The organism is Pedobacter petrophilus, from assembly GCF_009674725.1.
In the GTDB taxonomy this organism is placed as follows: domain Bacteria; phylum Bacteroidota; class Bacteroidia; order Sphingobacteriales; family Sphingobacteriaceae; genus Pedobacter; species Pedobacter petrophilus.
In genome coordinates, this window is sequence record NZ_WKKH01000016.1 from 65,781 (window position 1) to 90,451 (window position 24,671).

The following is a 24,671-nucleotide window of genomic DNA, read 5'->3' on the forward strand; positions in this document are numbered from 1 at the left end:
GAATATAAATAAAGATTAAGTGGAGAAGACAATTAATTTAAAAGGAATAACCTGGAACCACAGCCGTGGGCTTTTACCTATGGTGGCAACAGCGCAGCGGTTTTCAGAATTGCATGCAAATGTTCACATCACCTGGGAGAAACGGAGTTTGCAGCAATTTGCAGATTTCTCTATTCAGGAGCTGGCTGAACGATTTGATTTATTGGTAATCGATCATCCCTGGGCAGGTTTTGCAGCTAAAACTAAATCAATCCTGCCTTTGGATTTCTACCTTTCTGATGAATATTTGAAAGACCAAAAAGAAAATTCTGTTGGTCAGTCTTACGAAAGTTATACTTACGATGGCCATTTATGGGCTTTACCAATTGATGCGGCAACTCCGGTAGCCGCATCGCGACCAGATTTACTTGCTGATAAAGAATTACAATTGCCAAAATCATTCGAAGATTTGTTAGTACTTGCCGATAAAGGCTTGGTTGCTTTTGCCGGAATTCCGATAGATGTTTTGATGAACTTTTATACCCTTTGTTGTTCGCTTGGGGAAGACCCTTGTCAGAACGACGGTGAGGTGATTTCTGAGGCGACTGGTACTAAAGCTTTAGAAATGTATCGCGAATTGGCCTCGAAAATAGATCCGGCTAATTTTAATAGAAACCCGATCCAGGTTTATGAAGCGATGACATTAACCGATAATATTGCTTATTGTCCGTTTGCGTATGGTTATTCCAATTACGCTAGAACCGGCTATGCACGAAAGGTGCTTCATTTTCATGATATGATTTCGATAGATGGTAAAACAAATTTGAGAAGTACTTTGGGCGGAACGGGACTGGCCATTTCATCTAAGTGTGAGGAGCCGGATATGGCCGCCAAATATGTCGAATTTGTAGGCTCTCCGGCCTGCCAGTCTGCATTGTTTTTTGAAAGTGGCGGTCAGCCTGGGCATTTAAGCGCCTGGCAAAACGAAGAAGTAAATCGCCAAAGCAAGAATTATTTTTCAAACACTTTGCCTGCTTTAGAACGTGCATTTCTTCGTCCACGGTACCATGGGTCCATGTTTTTTCAAGATCATGCCGGCGATGTGGTGCGGAATTATCTAATGAATGGCGACGATGAAAAACAGGTGTTAACCGCACTGAATGAATTATACCAAAAATCTAAAAGTTTAGTACTATCATGAACAGGCCATTAGAAGGACTTTTAGTTTTGGAGTTTTGCCAGTTTTTGGCGGGACCTTCAGCTGGGCTAAAATTAGCTGATCTGGGAGCAAGGGTAATTAAAATTGAGCGACCTAAAACGGGCGATGCCTGCCGTCAGTTATCCATTAAAAATCTATTTGTTGATGAAGATAGCCTGCTTTTCCATACCATTAACAGAAACAAAGAAAGCTATGCAGCCGATTTAAAAAATGCGGAAGATCTTGAGAAGTTAAAAAAGCTCATGAGCAAGGCTGATGTAATGACCCATAACTTTCGTCCGGGGGTGATGGAGAAAATTGGACTGGATTATGCTAATGTTCAATTAATCAATCCTAAAATTATCTATGGAATAGTTACTGGCTATGGAAATGAAGGGCCATGGAAAAATAAACCCGGACAGGATTTGCTGGTGCAATCTGTTTCAGGGTTAACGTTTTTGTCTGGAGTAGATACCGACGGACCTGTTCCTTTTGGCTTATCAGTTTCTGATATCATGTGCGGAAACCATTTGGCACAAGGCATTATGGCGGCCTTAATCAAAAGGGCAAAAACAGGTAAGGGTGTTCTGGTTGAGGTTAGTTTGCTTGAATCGATTTTAGATGTACAGTTTGAGGTACTCACCACTTACTTAAATGATGGTGGGAAACTGCCCGATCGTAGTGGCGCAAAAGGAAGTGCACATGCCTACCTGAGCGCACCTTATGGCATGTACGAAACCAACGATGGTTATATTGCTATGGCGATGGGAAACCTGCCGAACATTTGTGCGATCATCAATTGTGAGATTTCAGATTTATACGTTGAAGCCGGCTCCGCATTTGAAAACCGCGATAAATTAATCGTGCGCTTAGCTGAAACCTTTAAACAAAAGAATACGAAAGATTGGGTTGATTTGCTGGAAGCACATGATATCTGGTGTGCTGAAGTGTTGAACTATCAAACTGCAACGTCCTTAGAAACTTATAAAAATCTGGATATTGAACAGCAGATATCTTTAGGCAATGGAAAGAATATTAAAACAACTGTAAGTCCGATTCGCCTGGATAATGAGAAATTATTTGCAGCGAAAGCAGCACCGAAGTTAGGATTAAATACTACTGCTGTTGATCAAGAGTTCAAATTGAATGGACCAGGTGCTAGTCGAGATTTATAATCTCGTCTGCTATACCTGAGGATTTTAAATCCTCAATTGAAAAAAACTTAGTTGTCATTTCGACTGAAGTGCAACGAAATGGAGAAATACTTTGAATATATACTGATCATGTTCAAAGATATTTCCACTGCTGTGATGACGGCACTAGTTAGTCGAGATTTGTAATCTCGTCTGCTATACCTGAGGATTTTAAATCCTCAATTGAAGAAAACTTAGTTGTCATTTCGACTGAAGTGCAACGAAATGGAGAAATCTATGAATATATACTGATCATGTTCAAAGATATTTCCACTGCTGTGATGACGGCACTAGTTAGTCGAGATTTGTAATCTCGTCTGCTATACCTGAGGATTTTTAATCCTCAATTGAACAAAACATTGGTTGTCATTTCGACTGAAATGCGACGAAATGGAGAAATACTTTGAATAGGTATGATCATGTTCAACGATCTCTCTGCTGCAGTCGGGATGACGGCATTAGTTAGTCGAGATTTATAATCTCGTCTGCTATACCTGAGGATTTTAAATCCTCAATTGAACAAAACATTGGTTGTCATTTCGACTGAAATGCAACGAAATGGAGAAATACTTTGAATAGGTATGATCATGTTCAACGATCTTTCTGCTGCAGTCGGGATGACGGCATTAGTTAGTCGAGATTTATAATCTCGTCTGTTATACCTGAGGATTTTAAATCCCCAATTGAACGAGTCGGGTAAAAAGAGACTCGCATGATATTAAAAAAATTAATTATGAGACCGCTTGAAGATTATTTAGTTATCGATTTCAGTCAGTTCCTTTCCGGGCCGTCTGCAAGCTTGCGTTTAGCAGATATGGGTGCCCGTGTAATTAAAATTGAGCGTTTAGGTGTTGGCGATATTTGCCGCACACTTTACACCTCTAACCTGATTATGAATGGCGAATCTTCGGTGTTCCATGCCATCAATAGGAACAAGGAAAGTTTTGAAGTCGACTTAAAAAGCGAAGAAGGCTGTGATATGGTTCGTGAGCTCCTGAAAAAAGCCGATGTTATGATTCATAATTTTCGTCCGGGCGTAATGGAACGCTTGGGATTTGATTATCCATCAGTTATCGCCTTAAATCCAACAATTATTTATGGAGAAATTTCAGGCTACGGAACGGAAGGCGAGTGGCGCAATAAACCTGGTCAGGATTTGCTTTTGCAGTCTGTTACCGGTTTAACTTCGCTTACCGGCAATGCAGATAGCGGGCCGGTGGCAATGGGATTATCAATAGTCGATATGCTGGCGGGCGCGCATCTGGCGCAAGGCTTACTAGCTTGTTTGTATCGCAGAGCGATAAAAAAAGAAGGGGGTTTCGTGCAAATCAGCATGATGGAATCGGCTTATGATTTTCAGTTCGAAACCGTTACTGCATTTTTAAACGATGGAGGCGAATTGCCGCAACGCTCCGAAAAAAATAATGCAAACGCCTATCTGGGTGCACCTTATGGGATTTATGAAACAAGTGATGGTCACCTCGCATTGGCGATGGGCTCAATCCCCCAACTCGGCCAGTTACTTGGTTGCCATGCGCTATTAAGCTACACAAATATCGAAGAAGCGTTTGATAAGCGGGATGAGATTAAAGCCATTCTAGCTGGTCATTTGCGTACCGGAACTACAGCAACATGGCTTTCAAAACTGGAACCTGCAGATATCTGGTGTTCAGACGTATTAAACTGGAATGCGCTAATGGCCCACGATGGTTTCAAAGTGTTGGAGATGATCCAGGAAGTAGAGATGGTTGATGGCTATCAATATAAAACCACGAGATGTCCGATTCGGATTGATGGAGAATTGCTAACTTCGGCAAAAGGTTCACCAAAACTGGGCCAGGATAATGAGCAAATCATAAGAGAGTTTATCACGCAGAAAACCATTGCAAATGCCTAACCAAGTAGATACTTTCAGAATAGCCGTGCGGAAATTTGGTCCCTTCGAAACTGCCATGCAGAAGTTTTGGGATCAGTTTTGTGTTGCTTCTGGCTGTGAGTGGAAACTGGAGCTGGTGATCATGGACTTGCACGAGCTTTACGAAACTACCATCACCAATCAAGGCCTGGCAAATGGCGATTTTGACATCGCCCATATCAATACCAACTGGGTTTACGAAGGATATTTGAATCATGCTTTCGAATTACTGAATCCATATATCAATACAAAAAAGCCTGCCGATTTTCCGAATGGGTGGAGCAAATCGCTACTGTCGCTGCAACGTTTCGGCTGGGAAGTAGTAGGTTTGCCTTTTCATGATGGTCCGGAGTGTTTTATTTACAGGAAAGATTTATTTGAAAGTGAAGCAGAACAAGCCGGCTACTTAAAGCAGTATGGAAAAACGCTGGAAGTGCCTAAAACCTGGGAAGATTTTTATCAGGTAGCGCAGTTTTTTAACCGTCCGGAAGATCGTTTATATGGAAGTATTTTTGCCTGTTATCCCGATGGGCACAATACGGTATTTGATTTTTGCCTGCAATTGTGGACAAGGGGCGGAACTTTGATTGATCAGGGGGGAGCTATTCAAATTAATTCGCAGGCAGCCATTGATGGTTTAGATTTCTATCGAACCATCATAAACGACAGCACTGCTGTTCATCCGAAATCGGCAGAATTCGAATCGGTAGCGGCCGGAATTGCTTTCGCAAATGGTGAAGCCGCGATGATGATCAATTGGTTTGGTTTCGCAGCAATGTGTGAAGTAGACCCAAATTCAAAAGTGAAAGGGAAGGTTGGTGTAGAGCTATTGCCTGCGGCTGTGGGGAAAGAATCAGCATCTTTAAATGTGTATTGGCTCTATACCATCGGCAAAGGCAGTAAGAATAAAGACCTTGCTTATGAATTTTTGAGGTTCGTAACCGATGTTGAGCAGGATAAACTGTTAACGCTGGAAGGCGGAATAGGATGCCGGATTTCTACCTGGAAAGATGAAGAAGTAAATGAAATTATTCCCTACTATTATAAATTAGAAAAATTACATGAGGTGGCTAACATGCTTCCTCAACATAAAAACTGGACTTTAATTGCCAAAATAATTGATGAAATGGTTTTGAAAGCAATCAATACAAATGAAGAATCTTTACTGTTAATTGAGCAGGCACAAAACCAAATTAACAAATTGAATTAAATGAGCATCGAGATCAAATATAAACCAGAGCTACCCGAAAAAAAGCAACCCATTATCATCATTGGGGCAGGCGGAATTGTGGCTGACGCACATCTGCCGGCGTATAAAATTGCAGGTTTCGAGGTTTTTGGAATCGTAAACAGAACCAAAGAACGGGCACAAAAACTTGCCGGTGCTTTTGGTATTCCGAATGTATTTAATACGGTTGCGGAGGCGGTTTTAGCTGCTCCAGAAAATGCAGTGTACGATTTAACCATCATGCCAGAGCAGTATGTTGAAACTTTAAAACAGTTACCCGATGGAAGTGCAGTGCTGATTCAAAAGCCAATGGGCGATGATTTTGCACAGGCAAATGAAATTCTGGAGCTTTGCAGATCAAAGCATTTCAAAGCCGCTATTAATTTTCAATTGCGCTTTGCGCCTTTTGTGAGTGCTGCAAAATACCTGATTGATAAAGGTTTAATTGGCGAATTGTATGATATGGAAGTTCGGGTAACGATTAAAACACCATGGGAAATTTTTCCTCACGTCATTATTCATCCGCGGTTGGAAATTCAGTACCACAGTATTCACTATGTAGATTTAATCAGGTCCTTTTTAGGAAATCCAGAATCTGTATTGGCAAAGACGTTGAAGCATCCTGCAAAGAAATTGTCTTCATCCCGCTCAACAATTCTAATGGATTATGGCGATACCATGCATGCCGTAATCAACACCAATCACGATCATGATTTTGGTCCGGATCACCAGGAAAGTTATATCAAATGGGAGGGAACGAAAGGTGCAATTGTAGCTAAAATCGGTTTGTTGATGGATTATCCTCACGGTGTGCCAGACGTTTTTGAATATTGTATCGTAGAAGATGGAAAATCTCCAGAATGGCAAACGGTAAAATTAGCAGGATCCTGGTTTCCGGAAGCATTTATTGGAACAATGGCAAATCTGATGCGGTATAACGAAGGCGCTACAGATGTGCTGCATACAAGCGTTGAAGATGTGATTCAAACGATGGCCGTGGTGGAAAGTGCTTATCAATCAAGTGACATCGGAGGAGTTAAAGTTAGGTAATGAGGTTTGGGTGAAGAATCACAAACATAGCCCCTGGCTTCAGTCAGGGGGGGATTAAGAGTTAACACAAAAAATATTAAAATGTATTTCAAATCAATCTTTTTCGAAGATTACCAGTTACAAGATAAGCGTGTTACGTTAGGTAGAACGATAACGGAAACTGATTTCGTGGTTCATGCCGGTCATACAGGCGATTTCTTTCCACATCATATGGATGCAGAATGGTGTGCTACGCAGCCTTTTAAACAGCGGATAGCGCACGGAACCATGATTTTTAGTATTGGTATCGGATTAACGGCATCAGAAATTAATCCTGAGGCAATGTCAAAAGGATATGATAAATTGCGTTTTGTAAAACCTGTCTTTATTGGAGATACGATTCATTCAGAAATCACCATTTCTGAAAAAGCAGAAAGTAAAAGACCGGAATACGGTACCGTAACTGAGCACGTAGAAATAATTAACCAGCACGGAGAAGTGGTACTCGTTTGCGACCATCTACTGGTAGTTAAAAAAGTTCACTTGTTCATTAGTCAACATGCTTAATAAGAGTTTTAATAATGAACCAATGCACAATGAACGTATTGATACCAATGAGCTAATGAACCAATAAACAATTAAACCAATTCAACCAAATATAATGAACCACAACACACAGCCAGAAATTGTAACTGAGGGCGATCCCTCATCAGGAAAGAAATATTTATTGCCGTTTATTCTCGTAGTGAGCTTGTTTTTTCTCTGGGGAATGGCCCATAATCTGGATTCAGTTTTGATCCCGCATTTAAAAAAAGCTTGTAATCTAAGTAATAGTCAATCAACATTAATTGATACTTCTGTTTTCTTTGCCTACTTTTTAATGGCTATCCCTGCGGGAATGATTTTGAAAAAATGGGGCTATAAAGCAACCATGATTTCAGGATTATTAGCATTTGCATTTGGTGCCTTCCTATTTGTACCTGCAGCAAATAACCTTTCATACCTCACGTTTTTAATTGCACTTTTTATTATTGGTTGTGGTTTAACCATGCTAGAAACCTCTGCAAATCCCTACGCGGCAGTTTTAGGCGACCCATCCAAAGCAACAAGCAGATTAAATTTAGCAGCATCTTTTAATGGTTTAGCGGCAATGGTTGCGCCCGTAATTGGCGGTTTATTTATCCTTTCTGGAAAATCACATACTAAGGAAGAGCTTGCGGCAATGACAGACGCCAGCAGAAATAGCTATTTCCTGGAAGAGGCCGCTTCTGTTAAAACTCCTTACATTACATTAGGAATCATTTTATTGGTTATAGCTGTCATATTTTATTTTATTCATCTACCCGAAATCAAAACAAAAAGTGTTGATGGTGAGGCGAATGGTAACTTTTTCGGCGCATTACGGCATAAACATTTGAGGTGGGCGGTAGTTGCCCAGTTTTTCTATGTGGGTGCACAAGTTTGTGTTACCAGCTTCTTTATCAGAATGGCACAACAAGGGGGTGGTTTTGATGAGAAAACAGCGGCATCCTATTTAGCTATTTATGGATTTTTGTTTACCGCTGGTCGTTTTGCAGGAACTGCACTTTTACAATTTATCGCATCAAACAAGCTGCTGGCAATTTATGCTGTTGTATCCATTTTACTTTGTTTAGTGGCTATTTTAGGGCAAGGTTCTTATGTAGTTTATGCGTTGGGCGCTATTGGTTTCTTTATGTCAATTATGTTTCCAACCATTTTTGCTTTGGGTATTGATGGAATTGGCGATGATACCAAACCAGGCTCTTCCTGGTTAATCATGTCGATTGTTGGTGGTGCAATTTTGCCATTTGGAATGGGAAGTTTAATCGATCGGTACGGCGATAACATTCAAATTGGTTACAGCATTCCATTGGTTTGCTTTGTTGTAGTGCTTTATTTTGGATTAAAAGGCTACAAAGTCGCTCATAAATAAAATTATTAAGTCTTCATTGCGACGTACGAAGCAATCTGATTTTAATTGTCGGATAGATTGCATCATATCTCGAAATGAAGAAAATGAAAAATTAAAATGAAATTAAGGTTTAGTAAAATTCTTTTGATTGCCTTACTGATCAGCTTTAGCTTTTCTGCAAGCGTTTATGCGCAACAAAATGAAAATGCGAAACCTTGGGTGTTCTGGTATTGGGTAAAGGGAGCAGTTTCCAAAGCGGGCATCACTGCTGATTTAGAAGCAATGAAAACCAATGGAATAGGGGGCGCTTACTTAATGAGTATTCAGGGGCCTGATAAAACACCCGTATATACTCCGCCAGCAATTCAACTTACACCAGAATGGTGGCAAATGGTGGAGTTTGCTATGGCTGAAGCCAAGCGACTGAATTTGAAGTTAGGCATGCATGTAAGCGATGGTTTTGCACTTGCAGGTGGGCCCTGGATAACCCCAGAATTATCGATGCAGAAAGTAGTTTGGTCAAAAATAATAATCAATAGTTCAACTCCTAAAGCTAAGTTACCTAAACCCATACATAAAGAAAATTATTATAAAGATATTGCCGTTTACGCTTACCGGTCGCCAGTTGGCGAAAGCATTTCTACAAGAACCGTAGTGCCGAAAATTACGGCAAGTAATGGGGCAGATGCCACCGGTTTAATACTACCTGGAAATAAGAAAAACTTCGCTTCGAATGAGCCCTGTTATATTCAGTACGAATTCGAAAAGCCATTTACCTGTAGGTCGGTAAGCATCAAAATCAGCGGAAACAACTATCAGGCGCAACGATTAGCCATCGAAGTGAGTAATGATGGAAAAAAGTATCGTTCTATCGGTCGTTTAGAGCCGCCACGTCATGGCTGGCAAGACACCGATGAAGATGTTACGCATTCTATTGTACCTGTAACTGCCAGGTTTTTCAGGTTTATTTATGACAAAAAAGGATCTGAACCCGGCGCAGAAGATTTAGATGCAGCGAAGTGGAAACCTTCTTTAAAACTGGTCAATCTGGAATTATCCTCAGCGGCCCAAATCAATCAATACGAAGGTAAAAATGGCTCAGTTTGGCGGGTAAGCAAAAGGAGCACTGCACAGCAGATTGCTAAAGACCTGTGCGTTCCCTTAAATAAAATAATCAACCTAACAGATAAATTAAATCCTGATGGAACGTTAAACTGGAAAGTCCCAAAAGGCAACTGGACGGTTCTGAGAATCGGACATACTTCGACCGGACACACCAACGCAACCGCTGGCGGTGGAATGGGTTTAGAATGTGATAAGTTTAATCCGGAAGCAGTAAAACTGCAGTTTAATCATTGGTATGGTGAAGCCCTTAAGCACGGCGGACCAGAAATTGCCAAAAAAGTTTTAAGTGTTTTTCATGTAGATAGCTGGGAATGTGGCAGCCAGAACTGGTCGCCGGTATTCAAAGCCGAGTTCTTAAAACGCAGAGGTTACGACCTAACACCTTATTTACCCATCATAACCGGATTGCCCGTTGAAAGTGCAAAAGTATCTGAGGATTTTCTATATGATGTAAGAAAAACGATTTCAGAACTGGTTGTCGATCAGTTTTATAAAACGTTAGCTAAGCTTGCAAAGGAGCAGGGTGTAACTTTTACCGCAGAAAGCATAGCACCTACAATGATGAGTGATGGTCTCATGCATTATAAAACTGTCGATGTGCCCATGGGCGAATTCTGGTTAAACAGTCCCACGCACGATAAGCCAAACGATATGCTCGATGCCATTTCCGGTGCACATATCTATGGTAAAAATATTATCCAGGCAGAAGCTTTTACCACTGTTCGGATGGATTGGAATGAAAATCCGGGAAATATGAAAACCCTGCAGGATCGGAATTACGCGCTGGGAATCAATAAATTGGTTTATCATGTGTTTACCCAAAACCCGTGGACGGATAGAAAACCTGGAATGACTTTAGATGGCGTGGGTTTATACTTTCAACGCGATCAAACCTGGTGGAAATTAGGAAAAGCATGGGTTGATTATGCAGAACGTACGCAGAATTTGCTGCAACAGGGTAAACCTATAATAGATATTGCAGTTTTTACCGGCGAAGAGTTGCCTCGCCGTTCGGTTTTACCGGATAGATTGGTTGAAACCTTACCCGGAATTTTTGGCGCTAAAGTGGTAGAATCTGAAAAAAAACGTTTGGCAAATGTTGGCGAGCCCTTAAGGCAAATTCCGGCAGGTGTTACGCATTCTGCAAACATGGCCGACCCTCAAAATTGGGTAAACCCACTCCACGGTTATGCTTATGATAGCTTTAATCCCGATGTATTGCACAGTGCAACCGTTAAAGACGGAAATGTAGTTTTCGGGAGTGGCGCAACCTATCAGATTCTGGTCTTTACCGGTTCACTAAAACTAAATCCCAACTATCAGTATATTAGCTATGAAACATTGAAAAAACTCTCAGATCTCATTCATTCCGGAGCTAAAGTAATTGTAGCAGATAAGCCTTTGTACCAATCTGGAATAAAGCAGGTGAGTCAATCAGTATTTAATCATCTCGTAGAAACAATTTGGTCTGGACACTTTACTGCTGTTCAGCAAGGCGATCAAACTTTAGCAGTGAAGAAACTAGGCGCTGGTACGGTTTTTAAAGCACCTTTTTATGGTGAAAATTTCAATCAGCTGGGTGTAGAGAAAGATCTTTATGTGCTTGAAAATGGAAATGATGATGCAGCTAAAGTGGCCTTTTTTCATCGCTCGGCTGACAGCCAGGAGATTTATTTTATTTCTAATCAAATAGATACCGAAAGAAATTTAGCACTCTCTTTCAGGGTTAGTGGAATGGTTCCTAAATTATATGATGCGGTAAGCGGGCAATACAGCCAAATTAAAAACTGGTCTGCCTCAAATGGCCGGATAAATTTGAGCCTTAGGTTTGCGCCAAATCAATCGCTGTTTGTCATTTTTGAACCTTCCACAGCCAGCAAAGCAACTGGCAAAGGCCAGAATTGGTCAACTTTCAGAACTATTCATAAGCTTTCAAAAGACTGGCAGGTACAATTCGATCCTGCTTATGGCGGCCCTGCAAAACCAGTTATATTTCACGAATTAACCGACTGGACTAAAAATGCCGATAGTGCCATCCGGTATTATTCAGGTACAGCAACTTACGCCAGTAAATTTAATTATCAGGGCGATACACCAAATACCTGGATAGACCTAGGTGGTTTTTCCGCTATGGCAGAAGTAAAAATTAATGGCATATCCTGTGGTACCTTGTGGACGGCTCCCTTCAGACTAGACGTAAGTAAGGCGATCAGAAAAGGGGAGAATGAAATTACGATTGAGGTTGTAAATACCTGGGCTAATCGTTTAACTGGAGATAATAAATTACCTGAAGATAAAAGAATTACAAAAACAACTGCACCATTCCGTTTAGAAGGTAAACCCTTAAATCCTGCCGGATTATTCGGACCAGTGGTTATTCAAATTGAAGAAAAATGATGAGGAATTTAGTAATGATAAAAAAGGTTAAGGCGAGGTACTTTGACGCAGGCAAATTTCAGTTTCTGAAAAATCTTGTGCTCATCGTCATTCCGAGCGTAGCCGGGAAATCTTCGAATTTTGTAATAAGCTTCGTTCAAAGATTTCTCTATTTCGCTGCGCTCCAGTCGAAAAGACGGGTATACTCTTCGTTCCTTCTTCAATCTAAATATGGGGCAACCTTCGGACTACTAATCTTACTTTCTCCGGGATTAAATGTAAAAGCGCAGGACAAGGCTTTAGTGAATACATCCAATAGTCCTTATGCCAGGTTGCACAGCATCAATATGAGCGATGTAACATGGACAAAAGGTTTTTGGGCAGATCGTTTTAAAGTGGCTACAGAAACCATGGTGCCAAACATGTGGGCGATTTATAATGATCCAAAAATCAGCCATGCTTTTAAGAACTTCGAAATTGCAGCTGGGTTAGATACGGGTTCGCACTCCGGACCATCGTTTCACGACGGTGACTATTATAAAACTTTAGAAGCCGTTGCGGTACTTTATGCCTCCACAAAAGATCCAAAACTGAACGCAATGATGGATAAGGCCATTGTGGTCATTGGGAAATCGCAACGGGAAGATGGTTATATCTACACCAAAGCGATGATTGATCAGCGTAAAACAGGTGCTAGTAATCAATTTCAGGATCGGTTGAGTTTTGAATCGTACAATATAGGTCATTTGATGACTGCCGGATGCATTCATTATCGTGCTACCGGCAAAACTACATTGCTTAACATCGCTAAAAAAGCAACCGATTATCTCTATAAGTTTTATAAATCAGCGTCTCCAACTTTAGCACGGAATGCCATTTGCCCCTCGCATTATATGGGAGTAGTGGAGATGTACCGCACCACGAAAGAGCCTCGATACCTGGAACTGGCCAACCACCTTATTGCCATCAAAGGTAAAATAGAAGATGGTACAGATGACAATCAGGACCGGATTCCCTTTCTGCAACAAACAAAAGCCATGGGACATGCAGTCAGGGCAAATTATTTATATGCTGGCGTTGCCGATTTATATGCAGAAACCGGTAAAGAATCGTTGCTTAAAACATTGAATTTAATGTGGGATGATGTCAATCAGCACAAAATGTACATCACCGGCGGTTGCGGATCACTTTACGATGGCACATCGCCCGATGGTACTTCATATAATCCTGCCGATGTTCAGAAAATCCATCAGGCTTTCGGTCGCGATTACCAGTTGCCCAATTTTACGGCTCATAACGAAACTTGCGCCAATATTGGGAATGTGCTTTGGAACTGGCGAATGTTGCAAATTACCGGCGATGCCAAATATGCAGATGTGATGGAACTGGCGCTACATAACAGTGTTTTGTCCGGCATTAGCCTGGATGGAAAGAATTTTTTATACACCAATCCACTCGCTCAGTCTGATGATTTACCTTTCAAACAACGTTGGTCTAAAGATCGCGTGCCTTACATCGGCCTGTCTAATTGCTGTCCTCCAAACGTAGTTCGTACCATTGCAGAAGTCAGTAATTATGCTTATAGTGCTTCTGATAAAGGATTGTGGTTCAACTTATATGGTGAAAATAACTTAACAACGAAATTAAGTGACGGCAGTGGAGTTTCTTTAAGTCAGGAAACAAATTATCCATGGGATGGTAAAATAAAAATCAGTGTTAACGAAACGACTAACAAAGCCTATTCGATGTTCCTCAGAATTCCAGCCTGGACGCATGATGCACAGATTTTGATCAATGGGGAAGCGCAGCATATCAAGGCTACTTCGGGTGCTTATGCAGAAGTAAACCGCGCTTGGAAAAAGGGCGATGTAATAGAATTGAACCTCCCGATGGAGGCGACGCTGATAGAAGCAAACCCTTTGGTTGAAGAAAACAGAAATCAAATTGCCGTGAAACGCGGTCCGGTTGTATATTGCCTGGAATCGACTGACTTGCCAGGCCAAAGTATTTTCAACACGTTTATACCGGCTTCAACTAAATTTGAAGCAAAGGCCATAACTATCAGTGGTGCTGAAATGATGAGTTTAGTGGGTACTGCAAAAATGGTTGCAGATAATACCTGGAAAAATGTGTTGTACAGACCAGTCGAGCGCAAGAATATGGAGAAGGAAATTAGATTAGTTCCTTATTTTGCCTGGGGCAACCGCGGGCATTCGGAAATGTCTGTCTGGTTACCGGTTAGTCGGTAAACAGCTTGGGAATTTTTATGCAGTTCGTCATGCTGAATTTATTTCAGCATCTTAACTGCAAATAAGACCCTGAAATGAACGGTGCAGCCCTCGTGAATACCAAAAAACAGTATAGTAAAAATGAAAAATTCAGGGTGACGAATGCTTTAAAACCATAAAATTAATATGAAATTAAAACTTACGATATTTTTAAATCTTGCTTATTGCCTCGTTGCATCTGCCACGGTCAAACCCGCTTCAATTTTTACCGATCACATGGTGCTCCAGCAGCAAAGTGAAGTGGCCATTTGGGGTTGGGCAAAACCATCTTCGAGCGTGAGAGTAAAAACCTCATGGAATAAAAAAACTTATAAAATCACAGCCGGTCAGGATGGAAAATGGGGGGTAAAAGTAGCTACGCCTAAAGCCGGCGGCCCATACGAAATGGAATTCGATGATGGGGAGAAGTTGGTTTTAAAAGATATCCTGATTGGTGAAGTTTGGTTCTGTGGCGGGCAATCGAACATGGAAATGCCGATGAAAGGCTTTAAAAGTCAGCCCATTGTAGGTTCTGCCGAAGCGATTCTGAAATCTACAAACAAAAACATCCGGTTATATACTGTCCCACGCTCTTCAATTACCGAAAAACAAGACAATAGCAAACCTTCTCAATGGAAAATGGCCGAACCAGAAGCCGTGTCGAATTTTAGTGCAACAGGGTATTTCTTTGGCAAGTTGCTGAGTGAAGTGTTAACGGTTCCTATCGGGATCATCAATGATAGTTATGGTGGGTCAACAATCGAAGCGTGGATGTCGCCCGAAGATTTAAAACCCTTTCCAGAGATTAAAATCCCATCTAAAGGAGACTCCATAAAAGAAGTAAGCCGCACGCCAACCACATTATACAACGGCATGTTATACCCCGTAATTGGTTATAGCATAAAGGGCGCAATCTGGTACCAGGGCGAATCCAACTTTGAAAGACCAGATCAATATGAAAAACTCTTCCCGGCAATGGTTTCCAGCTGGCGCGAACATTGGAAGATTGGTGAGTTTCCTTTCTATTATGCGCAGATCGCGCCTTTTAGCTACAATTATTCCACTGCTGGTAAAGGAACGAAGATTAACAATTCTGCTTTTATCAGAGATGCACAGCGCAAGTCGTTATCCACGATCTCCAATTCCGGCATGGCCGTATTGTTGGATCTGGGCGAAGAAAACTCCATTCATCCTGCCAATAAAAAGCAAGGCGGTGAAAGGTTGGCTTATCTGGCGCTGGCACAAACCTATGGGGTAAAAGGCTTTGGGGGTGTAAGTCCGGCCTATGTTTCATTAACCGTTGAGAAAAGCGAAGCAATTGTGAAATTTCAGAACGTTCCAAATGGTATAACTTCCTTTGGTAAAACATTGTCTTTATTTGAGATTGCTGGTGCGGATAAGAAATTTTATCCTGCGAAAGCAGTAATAAATGGAAGTAGCGTATCGGTATCAGCAGCAGCAGTGAAAGTGCCGGTAGCAGTGCGGTATGCATTTAAAGATTTTGTAAATGGCGATTTATTCGGTAACGATGGTTTGCCAGTTTCTTCGTTCCGTACGGATGATTGGGATAACTAGAAAGAGAAGAATGATTTTTACCACTGATATAAAATTGACTATAAAGACTCAAAGAACATCAAGTACTTGCGCTAAGAACTTGACTGTCCTTAAAGGCCTTATATGGTCGAAATTTTCAGCATTATTTTTGAACCATTTCTTAGCGGTTTTCGTGTTTTTGTGTTTCATTCCAACAAGCCAAATACAAGCTCAAGACGTAATCTGGACTACTCAAAGCAAAAATTCATCCGAATCGATGCCTGTTGGTGGTGGCGATATAGGTTTAAACCTTTGGGTGGAGAAAGGCGAAGTTTATCTCTACTTATCGCGTAGCGGAACCTTTGATGAAAACAATACCTTGCTCAAACTTGGCCGGGTAAAACTGAAATTTAGCCCGAATCCTTTTGCAGGCAATACCTTTAAGCAAGAATTGGTATGGAAAGATGGTTACGCTCAAATCAGAGGTTCAAACATTCAAATTAAAGTTTGGGTTGATGTGTTTACTCCGGTTATTCATCTCGATATTAAATCAAAGCAAAAAATAACGACTGAGGCAAGTTACGAAAGCTGGCGTTTCGAAGACCGGATTACTAAAGGTAAAGAGAACAACCAGAATTCCTATAAATGGGCACCACAAGGCATCATAAAAACTTTTAAGGATGACATTGCCTTTAAAAATAATGGCATTCAGTTTTATCATCAAAATAAACCTGAAACTGTTTTCGATGTAGCTGTAAAGCAACAAGGTTTGGAAGATAGAAAAACTAATTTATTTAATCCATTGAAAAACTTGATTTTCGGCGGTTCAATGCAAGGAAAGAATATGATTCCATCTGGTAATTACGCCGGAACGTATTTAAATACACCTTTTCAGGGCTGGAAATTAAAAAGTAAATCGCCAGGCCTAAGCGAAGAGATCACAATCACTTTAAACACAAGCAAAACTGAAATCCCGGATTGGGAAAGAGAATTATATGCGGTAAACCTAAATTCAAACCAAAAAGCAAGCATAAAATGGTGGAATGATTACTGGAATAAGAGTTTTATTGATATCAGTTCAAAAGATGAACGAGCCAATCAATCATCCAGAAACTATCAGTTATTTCGCTATATGTTGGGGTGTAATGCTTTCGGTAAATACCCAACCAAATTCAACGGTGGCTTATTTACTTATGATCCCCAGCTTACAGATTCTACCTTAAATTACACACCTGATTTTAGAAATTGGGGAGGAGGCACGCATACTGCTCAAAACCAGCGACTGGTGTATTGGCCAATGTTAAAAAGTGGCGATTTTGATCTGATGAAACCTCAGTTTGATTTCTACCTCAACTTGCTGAAAAATGCGGAAATCAGAACGGAAGCTGCCTGGGGACATAAAGGTGCCAGTTTCACCGAACAGTTTGAAAATTTTGGCCTGCCAAACCCGGCTGAATATGGGTGGAAACGGCCGGCTGGTTATAACCAGGGAATGGAATACAATGCCTGGCTGGAATATGAATGGGATACGGTTTTAGAATTCTGTATGATGATCCTTGAAACAGAGAGATATGATCATCGTAACATTGATGGTTACCTTCCTCTAATCGAAAGTTCGCTGACCTTTTTCAAAGAACACTATACTTATCTGGCGAAGCAACGTGGCGCGAAGGCTTTGGATGCAAACGGTCATTTGGTATTCTATCCCGGTTCTGGTGCCGAAACATATAAGATGGCATACAATTCTACGTCCACCATTGCCGGCTTAAAAACAGTATTGGAGCGTCTTATAGAACACCCATCTTTGCCTGAGGGTAAGAAAAAGGAATGGGCGGAAATGCTTCAGATGATTCCGCCGATGAACTTTCGGCAGTTCGACGGGAAGACCACTATTTCCCCGGCAAAAGTTTGGGAGCGTGTTAATAATACTGAAAGTCCACAATTGTATCCGGTGTACCCCTGGGGGATTTATGGTATAGGAAAATCAGGTTTGGATACCGCAGTGAATACGTTCAAATTTGATCCCGATGTGCTTAAATTCAGAAGCCATGTGGGCTGGAAACAGGATAATATTTTTGCAGCAAGATTAGGATTAACAGAAGATGCTGCTAAATTGACAACTGAAAAACTAAAAGATTCTGGTCGCCGATTCCCTGCTTTTTGGGGGCCTGGCTTCGATTGGACACCAGATCACAACTGGGGCGGCTCCGGAATGATTGGATTGCAGGAAATGCTGATGCAGGTAGATGGAAAGAAAATATTTTTGTTCCCGGCGTGGCCGAAAGATTGGGATGTGCATTTCAAACTTCACGCACCTTATCAAACAACCGTTGAAGTAGAATTAAAAAATGGGAAAATAGCAAGTTTAAAAGTGCTGCCAGAATCGAGAAAGGCAGATGTGAAAATACTGATAAAACAATAGAATGAGAGAATTTTGAATGAGAGATGGATAGAATGTCATAGCGATATGCTTAACACATTCTCTAATTCAGAACTCATTAATTCAATAATTAGGAAAAAAAAATATGGATTTAAATTTAAAAGAAAAAGTTGTAGTAATTACTGGCGCGGCAAAAGGCATCGGCCGGAGCATCGCAGAAGTATTTGCCAAAGAAAATGCGATTGCAGTAATTGTAGGCAGAAAAGCGGAAGACAACCAAAAAGTTGTTGCGGCAATTGAAGAAAATGGCGGACAGGCAGCTCAGTTTGTTGCGGAACTTTCTAATCCCGAAGATTGTAAAAATGTAATTGCAGCCATTGTAGCACAATTCGGCAGAATCGACGGGCTCGTGAATAATGCAGGAGTAAATGACGGCGTAGGCCTGGAGCACGGAAACTATGAAGATTTCATGGCCTCTTTGCATAAAAATGTCGTTCATTACTATTTAATGGCGCACCATGCGCTACCAGAGTTGATTAAAAGTAAGGGGGCTATCGTAAACATTACCTCAAAAACAGCCGAAACCGGCCAGGGTAATACTTCTGCTTATGCCGCTGCAAACGGTGGTCGTAATGCTTTAACCCGCGAGTGGGCTGTGGAGCTGCTGAAGTATGGTATCAGGGTTAATGCTGTAGTGGTGGCAGAATGCTGGACGCCCGCTTATGAAACCTGGATTGAAACCTTGCCGGATGCTCAGGCGAAACTGGATGAAATTACGGCTAAAATCCCATTGGAAAACAGAATGACAACTGCAGAAGAAATCGCTAACATGACCGCCTTTTTATTGTCGGATAAATCAAGCCACACTACCGGGCAAATTATTCATGTAGATGGTGGTTACGTTCACTTAGACAGGGCACTTGCAAACGCGTAAATAAATTAGAGAATGATTGAATTTTGAATGATAGAGTGGTTTTTGCCAATTGCTATTAAAACATTCAATAATTCATTCATTTCAAAATTCAATCATTAAAAAAATGAAAACCTTAACCTGTACAACTCCCGGAACTTTTGAATATTCAGAAACAGCAAGACCTGAATTAAAGAAGGACCATGCAATTATCAAAATAAAACGAATCGGCATCTGTGGAACCGACCTTCACGCTTTTGAGGGCACTCAACCCTTTTTCAATTACCCAAGGGTTTTAGGACATGAGCTTTCGGGCGAACTGGTAGAAATTGATGGACGGAACGATTTCCAGACCGGAGAAGCAGTAACTTTTATTCCATATTTTAACTGTGGCGAATGCATTGCCTGCCGGATGAATAAGCCAAATTGTTGTGTGAAAATGCAGGTTTGCGGAGTACATGTAGACGGTGGTATGCGTGAATATTTGCAGGTTCCGTCCAGAACACTTTTACATGGCGAAGGCTTAAGTTATGATGAACTGGCTTTGGTAGAACCACTGGCAATTGGTGCACATGGAGTTCGCAGAGCTGATGTGCAACCTGGTGAATTTGTTTTGGTGATTGGTGCTGGTCCGATTGGTTTAGGTACGATGGAATTTGCAAGAATTGCAGGAGGAAATGTAATTGCTTTGGATATCAATGACGACCGACTGACTTTCTGTAAAGAAAAACTTGGCGTGGCTTATACCATCAATGCGCTTTCACCAGATGTTACGGAACAGTTAGGTCTAATTACGAATGGTGACATGCCTACGGTAGTGATTGATGCCACCGGAAACCAGAAAGCCATTAATAATGCCATTAATTATATGGCGCATGGTGCCAGGTTTGTATTAATCGGCCTGCAAAAAGGCGATCTGATTTTCAACCATCCTGAGTTTCATAAAAGGGAATCTACTTTAATGAGCAGCAGAAATGCCAATATGGAAGATTTCGGGCATGTAATTAAATCCATGAAAGCTGGTTTAGTAAAGCCAACGACTTATATTACTCACCAGGTTTCTTTTGAGGAAGTTAAAGATAATTTCAAAAGCTGGTTAAACCCGAAAAACGGTGTAATTAAGGCGATGGTTAAAATGTAGTATCCTGCAGAATTCGCTTCTATGCAGATTAAATTGAAGTTATCTGACATTAATTTGCATTATCCTGGCAAATATTTTCGCTTGGGTCTACTTAGTCGGTCTTCATGCTGAATTCATTTCAGCATCTTTCTTAGCCTTAATGGATGCTTACTCCGAATATTCAGGGTAGTATTACATTAATAATAGCCACAGATTCGCAGATTATCAATTTTATAATAAGCGAATCTGCGGCAAAATCCGGTGGCCAACAAAAAAGGCTCAGGATTTATCCCGAGCCTCCCGATTGAGCGTCTATTTAATGTGACTATTTGTAGAAAACCTCATTCCAGTGCAACTCATTTCTGAATTGATTGATTTTGGTTTCCGCACCAATGTTGATATATTCCAAACCAGCAATGTTTGCGAAGTCTGATAAATGTTCTGTGGTTAAATTCTGACTATAAGCCGTATGGTGTGCACCACCTGCGTAAATCCAGGCTGCACAACCCGTTTTCATGTCTGGAAGTGGTTTCCAAAGCACGCGTGCAACAGGCAAATTAGGTAAATCATGAACTGCTTCTACAGCGGTTACTTCGTTCACTAACAAACGGAAACGATTTCCCATATCAATTAAAGAAGCATTTAAAGCATCGCCGCTACCCACGTTGAAAACCAAACGTGCCGGATCTGCTTTGCCACCGATCCCCAGCGGGTGAACCTCTAAACTTGCTTTGCCATTTGCGAGTGAAGCATCAACTTCTAACATGTGCGAACCTAGTACCATGGAGTCAGCAGGATCGAAATGATAAGTATAATCTTCCATAAATGCATTTCCACCCGGTAAACCAGCGCCCATTACCTTACAGGCACGAACAAGCGCAGCTGTTTTCCAATCGCCTTCTCCGGCGAAACCGTAGCCATCTGCCATTAAACGTTGCGCAGCAATTCCAGGTAACTGAATCATGCCATGTAAATCCTCAAAAGTATCAGAGAAACCTTTGAAACCCCCGTCAACTAAGAATTTTCTTAAACCTAACTCAATTTTTGCCGCATCGTAAACCGACTGATGTCTCGCACCGCCAGCTTTTAAATCGTCAGCCATGTCGTAGGTTTCTTCGTATTCTTTCAATAAAGCCTGCACAGCATCTTCACCAACCTCATTAATTACCGCTACAAGATCACCAATTCCGTAAGTGTTTACAGAAAAACCAAATTTCATTTCAGCCTCTACTTTATCGCCATCGGTAACGGCAACAAATCGCATGTTATCACCGAAACGAACAAATTTAGCACCTTGCCAGTCGTTCCATCCGGCAGCAGCCCTGCACCAGGTATCAATTTGTTTTGCTACTTCTTCATCCAGCCAGTGGCCAACCACCACTTTACGGTCTTTACGCATCCGCGAAACGATGAAACCAAATTCACGGTCGCCATGAGCACTTTGGTTCAGGTTCATAAAATCCATATCAATGGTATTCCATGGAATATCGCGGTTAAACTGCGTGTGTAAATGGAGGAGTGGTTTTTGTAAAACATTTAAACCCCTGATCCACATTTTAGCAGGAGAGAAGGTGTGCATCCAGGTCATTACACCGATACAATTTTCATCAATGTTTGCCTGCTGCAGCGTTTCGAAAATCTCTTCAGTTGTTTTAACAATTGGTTTGTACACTACCGATACAGAGATATTTCCATTTTGGTTTAACGAATCAGCAACTTCCTGTGCATGATCTGCTACTTGTTTTAAGGTTTCTTCACCGTACAAATGTTGTGTACCTGTGATGAACCACACTTGTAATTTCTTTAAATCAATCATTACTATATTATTTTTAATTTATTCTTTTTATTTAAGCCCAGTTCCAACTGCCCAACTCTTAAGTTCCGCTCCATATCTATGATCCGGCACTTTCAACTCATAACCATTGACTCAGGACTAAAGACTCAGGACTAAAGACTCTGAAATAAAGACTCCCGACTAACTAAACCTGTCCATAATACGCACCAGCACCATGCTTCCGTTCGAAGTGTTTCTCAATCAAAGAATCCTTCAGCTTCGGTGCCTGTGGATTAATCTGTTGCGTGAGTAAAGCCATTTGCGCTACTGCTTCTAAAACGGCACTATTGTAAACGGCTTTATCAGCTGTTTTTCCCCAGGTAAAGGGCGCATGGTTACCCACTAGAATCATTTCTACCTCTTTGTAACTCAAACCCAGGCTTTGAAAATGGTTCATGATCTGAAAGCCAGTTTCATATTCATAGTTTCCTTTGATCATGGCATCATCCATTGGTGCAGCGCAAGGGATATCAACGGTTAAATGATCGGCATGGGTAGTTCCGAAAATAGGAATGGCTTTCTGCGCCTGGGCCCAGGCCGTTCCATAGGTAGAGTGGGTATGTACTACTCCACCTATATCTTCCCAATGTTTATATAAAACAGCATGGGTTTTGGTATCTGAAGATGGGCGTAAACTACCTTCAACGGTGTTTCCGTCGAAGTCTACGATTACCATTTTCTCTGGTGATAAATCCTCGTAAGGTACACCACTCGGTTTAATGGCAAAAACACCCTTAGTCCGGTCTGCTGCACTCACGTTTCCGAAAGTAAAGAGCACCAAACCCAACTTGGGTAATTGCATATTGGCTTGATAAGCCTGTTCTTTTATGTCCTGGTAATTGCTCATGACAAGTAAGGTTTAACGTCTTTTTTATTGTATTTCTCCAGGTATCTGCCGAGACCTAAATAAGCCTGGTAATGTTGGCGGTACAATTTCTGCTTTTTAACATTTGGGATGTATTCTTTTTCGAAGCCGGTTCCCATAGCGGCCATTGCAGCCTCAATATTTGGGTAAAGACCAGCAGCAACTGCGGCAAACATGGCTGCACCTAAAGCACAGGTATGTTCGAAACGGTGAATTCTGATCGGCATTTCCAAAACATCAGCCATCATTTGCATAATATAAGGCGACTTTTTAGCCACACCACCAATCCCAATAATTCCTTTTACCGGTACGCCTTGTTCTTTAAAACGATCTACAATGGCTTTAGCACCGAAACAGGTTGCAGCAGCCAAAGCGCGGAAGAATCTTGGAGCATCTGTCCCTAAACCTAAACCTGTAATGGCACCTTTAAGTTCTTGATTAGCATCCGGCGTTCTTCTGCCGTTTAACCAGTCAATGGCCAGTTCAGCGTAGTCATCATCTTCCAGCGCTTCAGCCTGTTTACTTAAATTGGCAATGATTTTACCTTCCAGTTCCTCTTTTAAAGCAATTGCTGTGGCTTCGTCAATTAAATCAGATGCAGTAAGCAAATGATTTAACGGCCAGCTAATTAAGTTTTTGAACCAGGCATAAACATCACCAAATGCAGATTGACCCGCTTCTAATCCAGCCATCCCCGGAATTACCGAACCATTTACCTGTCCGCAGATACCGCCAATCAGTTTACCGTGTAAATCCTGGTTAGGGGCAACTAAAATATCACACGTACTGGTGCCCATTACTTTACTTAAGTAGTAAGGTTCAATCTGGCCACCAACGGCACCCATGTGAGCATCAAAGGCACCCACGCCAATAACCACATCTATACTTAAGCCTAATTTATTTGCCCATTCAGGGCTTAATGTTCCGGCAGCAACATCGGATGTGTAAGTATCAGCAAACAATTTCTCTCTAAAATCGGCTAATAATGGATCCAGACTGCTGAAGAAACCCTCTGGAGGTAATCCATCAAATTCCTCAGCCCATAAAGCTTTATGCCCGGCAGCACAACGACTGCGTTTCATAGCGGAAACATCATTCCCGCCACAAAGTAGAAATGGAATCCAATCGCAATGTTCAACCCACGATTCTGCACTTTTTTTAATTGAAGAATCTATACGAAGAATGCGTAAAAGTTTCGACCAAAACCATTCAGAAGAGTAAATTCCACCAACATATTTTAAATAATTAACCGGGAATTTAGTTGCATGCTCATTAATTTCAGCCGCTTCTTTAACCGCGGTATGGTCTTTCCAAAGCACAAACATGGCATTTGGATTTTCCTCAAAACCTGGGGTTAGTGCCAGTGGAGTACCAGTGGCATCAACAGCAACGGGGCTGGAACCTGTGGTATCAATAGAGATTCCTTTAACCAATTGAGCGATTTCTGCACCGCCAGCCTTTTCAATACAGGCTTTTATGGTGTGTTCTAAACCTTCAATATAATCTAACGGATGTTGTCTGAATTGATTGGCTGATGGTTTACAATATAAACCTTTTTGCCATCGGGGATAAAGAAAAACAGAAGCTGAAATTTCTTTTCCATCTGCGGTGTCGACCAGAACCGAACGAACAGAGTCCGTTCCGTAATCTACGCCAATTACATAGTTTGCTGCGCTCATAACAATAAATAATCGTCTAATTAACGTTTATTTATTCGGATTAAAAAATTTTATGAAACTTTGTTAAAAGAAATTTTAAAGTATGTTGTTTTTAAGAAGTTTAGCCA

16 protein-coding genes are annotated in these 24,671 nt (G+C 41.3%); 13 read left to right on the forward strand and 3 right to left on the reverse strand.

Translation table 11 applies throughout. The annotated features are described in order from the left end of the window. Window positions 1–19 precede the first annotated feature (19 nt). The 13 genes from GJU39_RS12065 to GJU39_RS12125 all read left to right on the forward strand — a co-directional run bounded on the left by GJU39_RS12065 (window position 20) and on the right by GJU39_RS12125 (window position 20,207). Window positions 20–1,180: an ABC transporter substrate-binding protein gene (locus GJU39_RS12065; protein WP_342448206.1), complete on the forward strand. Its 1,161-nt coding sequence runs from the start codon at window positions 20–22 to the stop codon at window positions 1,178–1,180. Next, window positions 1,177–2,352 (forward strand): CaiB/BaiF CoA transferase family protein, encoded by a 1,176-nt coding sequence (locus GJU39_RS12070; protein WP_154281054.1) that lies wholly within the window; start codon window positions 1,177–1,179, stop codon window positions 2,350–2,352. Before GJU39_RS12065 ends, GJU39_RS12070 begins: the two co-directional genes overlap by 4 nt. 751 nt (window positions 2,353–3,103) lie before the next feature. Continuing rightward, the gene (locus GJU39_RS12075; protein ID WP_154281055.1) at window positions 3,104–4,267 is read left to right on the forward strand and encodes a CaiB/BaiF CoA transferase family protein; all 1,164 of its coding nucleotides are present in this window, start codon (window positions 3,104–3,106) and stop codon (window positions 4,265–4,267) included. After that, window positions 4,260–5,495 (forward strand): extracellular solute-binding protein, encoded by a 1,236-nt coding sequence (locus tag GJU39_RS12080; RefSeq protein WP_154281056.1) that lies wholly within the window; start codon window positions 4,260–4,262, stop codon window positions 5,493–5,495. Before GJU39_RS12075 ends, GJU39_RS12080 begins: the two co-directional genes overlap by 8 nt. After that, entirely contained in the window at window positions 5,496–6,563 is a 1,068-nt protein-coding gene (locus GJU39_RS12085) for a Gfo/Idh/MocA family protein (RefSeq protein WP_154281057.1), read from the forward strand. A gap of 81 nt (window positions 6,564–6,644) precedes the next feature. After that, complete coding sequence (locus GJU39_RS12090; protein ID WP_154281058.1) at window positions 6,645–7,109, forward strand: MaoC/PaaZ C-terminal domain-containing protein; 465 nt, start codon at window positions 6,645–6,647, stop codon at window positions 7,107–7,109. A 94-nt stretch (window positions 7,110–7,203) separates the two neighbouring features. Beyond that, window positions 7,204–8,496 carry an L-fucose:H+ symporter permease gene (gene fucP / locus GJU39_RS12095; protein WP_154281059.1) on the forward strand — a complete coding sequence of 431 codons (1,293 nt, stop codon included), beginning with the start codon at window positions 7,204–7,206 and terminating at the stop codon, window positions 8,494–8,496. A gap of 96 nt (window positions 8,497–8,592) precedes the next feature. Next, window positions 8,593–11,997 carry a glycosyl hydrolase gene (locus GJU39_RS12100; RefSeq protein ID WP_154281060.1) on the forward strand — a complete coding sequence of 1,135 codons (3,405 nt, stop codon included), beginning with the start codon at window positions 8,593–8,595 and terminating at the stop codon, window positions 11,995–11,997. After that, complete coding sequence (locus GJU39_RS12105) at window positions 11,994–14,225, forward strand: aceric acid hydrolase (protein ID WP_245227851.1); 2,232 nt, start codon at window positions 11,994–11,996, stop codon at window positions 14,223–14,225. Before GJU39_RS12100 ends, GJU39_RS12105 begins: the two co-directional genes overlap by 4 nt. A gap of 165 nt (window positions 14,226–14,390) precedes the next feature. Then, window positions 14,391–15,818 (forward strand): sialate O-acetylesterase, encoded by a 1,428-nt coding sequence (locus tag GJU39_RS12110; RefSeq protein ID WP_154281061.1) that lies wholly within the window; start codon window positions 14,391–14,393, stop codon window positions 15,816–15,818. Window positions 15,819–15,945: 127 nt separating this feature from the next. Continuing rightward, window positions 15,946–18,198, forward strand: a complete 2,253-nt coding sequence (locus tag GJU39_RS12115) for a DUF5703 domain-containing protein (protein WP_154281062.1) — start codon at window positions 15,946–15,948, stop codon at window positions 18,196–18,198. Window positions 18,199–18,301: 103 nt separating this feature from the next. Beyond that, a complete protein-coding gene (locus GJU39_RS12120; protein ID WP_154281063.1) occupies window positions 18,302–19,090 on the forward strand; it encodes an L-fucose dehydrogenase in 789 nt (262 codons plus the stop codon). Between the two features lie 103 nt (window positions 19,091–19,193). Then, on the forward strand, window positions 19,194–20,207 hold the full coding sequence (locus GJU39_RS12125) for a zinc-binding alcohol dehydrogenase family protein (protein WP_154281064.1): 1,014 nt from the start codon (window positions 19,194–19,196) through the stop codon (window positions 20,205–20,207). A 304-nt stretch (window positions 20,208–20,511) separates the two neighbouring features. On the opposite strand, the gene araA is transcribed toward GJU39_RS12125, so the two are convergent. From araA to GJU39_RS12140, 3 genes are all read right to left on the reverse strand, one after another. Beyond that, the gene (araA, locus tag GJU39_RS12130; RefSeq protein WP_154281065.1) at window positions 20,512–22,002 is read right to left on the reverse strand and encodes an L-arabinose isomerase; all 1,491 of its coding nucleotides are present in this window, start codon (window positions 22,000–22,002) and stop codon (window positions 20,512–20,514) included. 163 nt (window positions 22,003–22,165) lie between these two features. Beyond that, complete coding sequence (locus tag GJU39_RS12135) at window positions 22,166–22,867, reverse strand: L-ribulose-5-phosphate 4-epimerase (protein WP_154281066.1); 702 nt, start codon at window positions 22,865–22,867, stop codon at window positions 22,166–22,168. Further along, window positions 22,864–24,564, reverse strand: a complete 1,701-nt coding sequence (locus tag GJU39_RS12140) for a ribulokinase (protein WP_154281067.1) — start codon at window positions 24,562–24,564, stop codon at window positions 22,864–22,866. The genes GJU39_RS12135 and GJU39_RS12140 overlap by 4 nt, the downstream gene beginning before the upstream one ends. Window positions 24,565–24,671: the final 107 nt, after the last annotated feature.

Coding starts and splice junctions, on each gene's coding strand:
- GJU39_RS12135 (WP_154281066.1), bottom strand. CDS start 22,867: ATGAGCAATTACCAGGACATAAAAGAACAGGCTTATCAAGCCAATATG.
- GJU39_RS12085 (WP_154281057.1), top strand. CDS start 5,496: ATGAGCATCGAGATCAAATATAAACCAGAGCTACCCGAAAAAAAGCAA.
- GJU39_RS12075 (WP_154281055.1), top strand. CDS start 3,104: ATGAGACCGCTTGAAGATTATTTAGTTATCGATTTCAGTCAGTTCCTT.
- GJU39_RS12080 (WP_154281056.1), top strand. CDS start 4,260: ATGCCTAACCAAGTAGATACTTTCAGAATAGCCGTGCGGAAATTTGGT.
- GJU39_RS12110 (WP_154281061.1), top strand. CDS start 14,391: ATGAAATTAAAACTTACGATATTTTTAAATCTTGCTTATTGCCTCGTT.
- GJU39_RS12140 (WP_154281067.1), bottom strand. CDS start 24,564: ATGAGCGCAGCAAACTATGTAATTGGCGTAGATTACGGAACGGACTCT.
- GJU39_RS12090 (WP_154281058.1), top strand. CDS start 6,645: ATGTATTTCAAATCAATCTTTTTCGAAGATTACCAGTTACAAGATAAG.
- GJU39_RS12070 (WP_154281054.1), top strand. CDS start 1,177: ATGAACAGGCCATTAGAAGGACTTTTAGTTTTGGAGTTTTGCCAGTTT.
- araA (WP_154281065.1), bottom strand. CDS start 22,002: ATGATTGATTTAAAGAAATTACAAGTGTGGTTCATCACAGGTACACAA.
- GJU39_RS12120 (WP_154281063.1), top strand. CDS start 18,302: ATGGATTTAAATTTAAAAGAAAAAGTTGTAGTAATTACTGGCGCGGCA.
- GJU39_RS12125 (WP_154281064.1), top strand. CDS start 19,194: ATGAAAACCTTAACCTGTACAACTCCCGGAACTTTTGAATATTCAGAA.
- GJU39_RS12100 (WP_154281060.1), top strand. CDS start 8,593: ATGAAATTAAGGTTTAGTAAAATTCTTTTGATTGCCTTACTGATCAGC.
- fucP (WP_154281059.1), top strand. CDS start 7,204: ATGAACCACAACACACAGCCAGAAATTGTAACTGAGGGCGATCCCTCA.
- GJU39_RS12105 (WP_245227851.1), top strand. CDS start 11,994: ATGATGAGGAATTTAGTAATGATAAAAAAGGTTAAGGCGAGGTACTTT.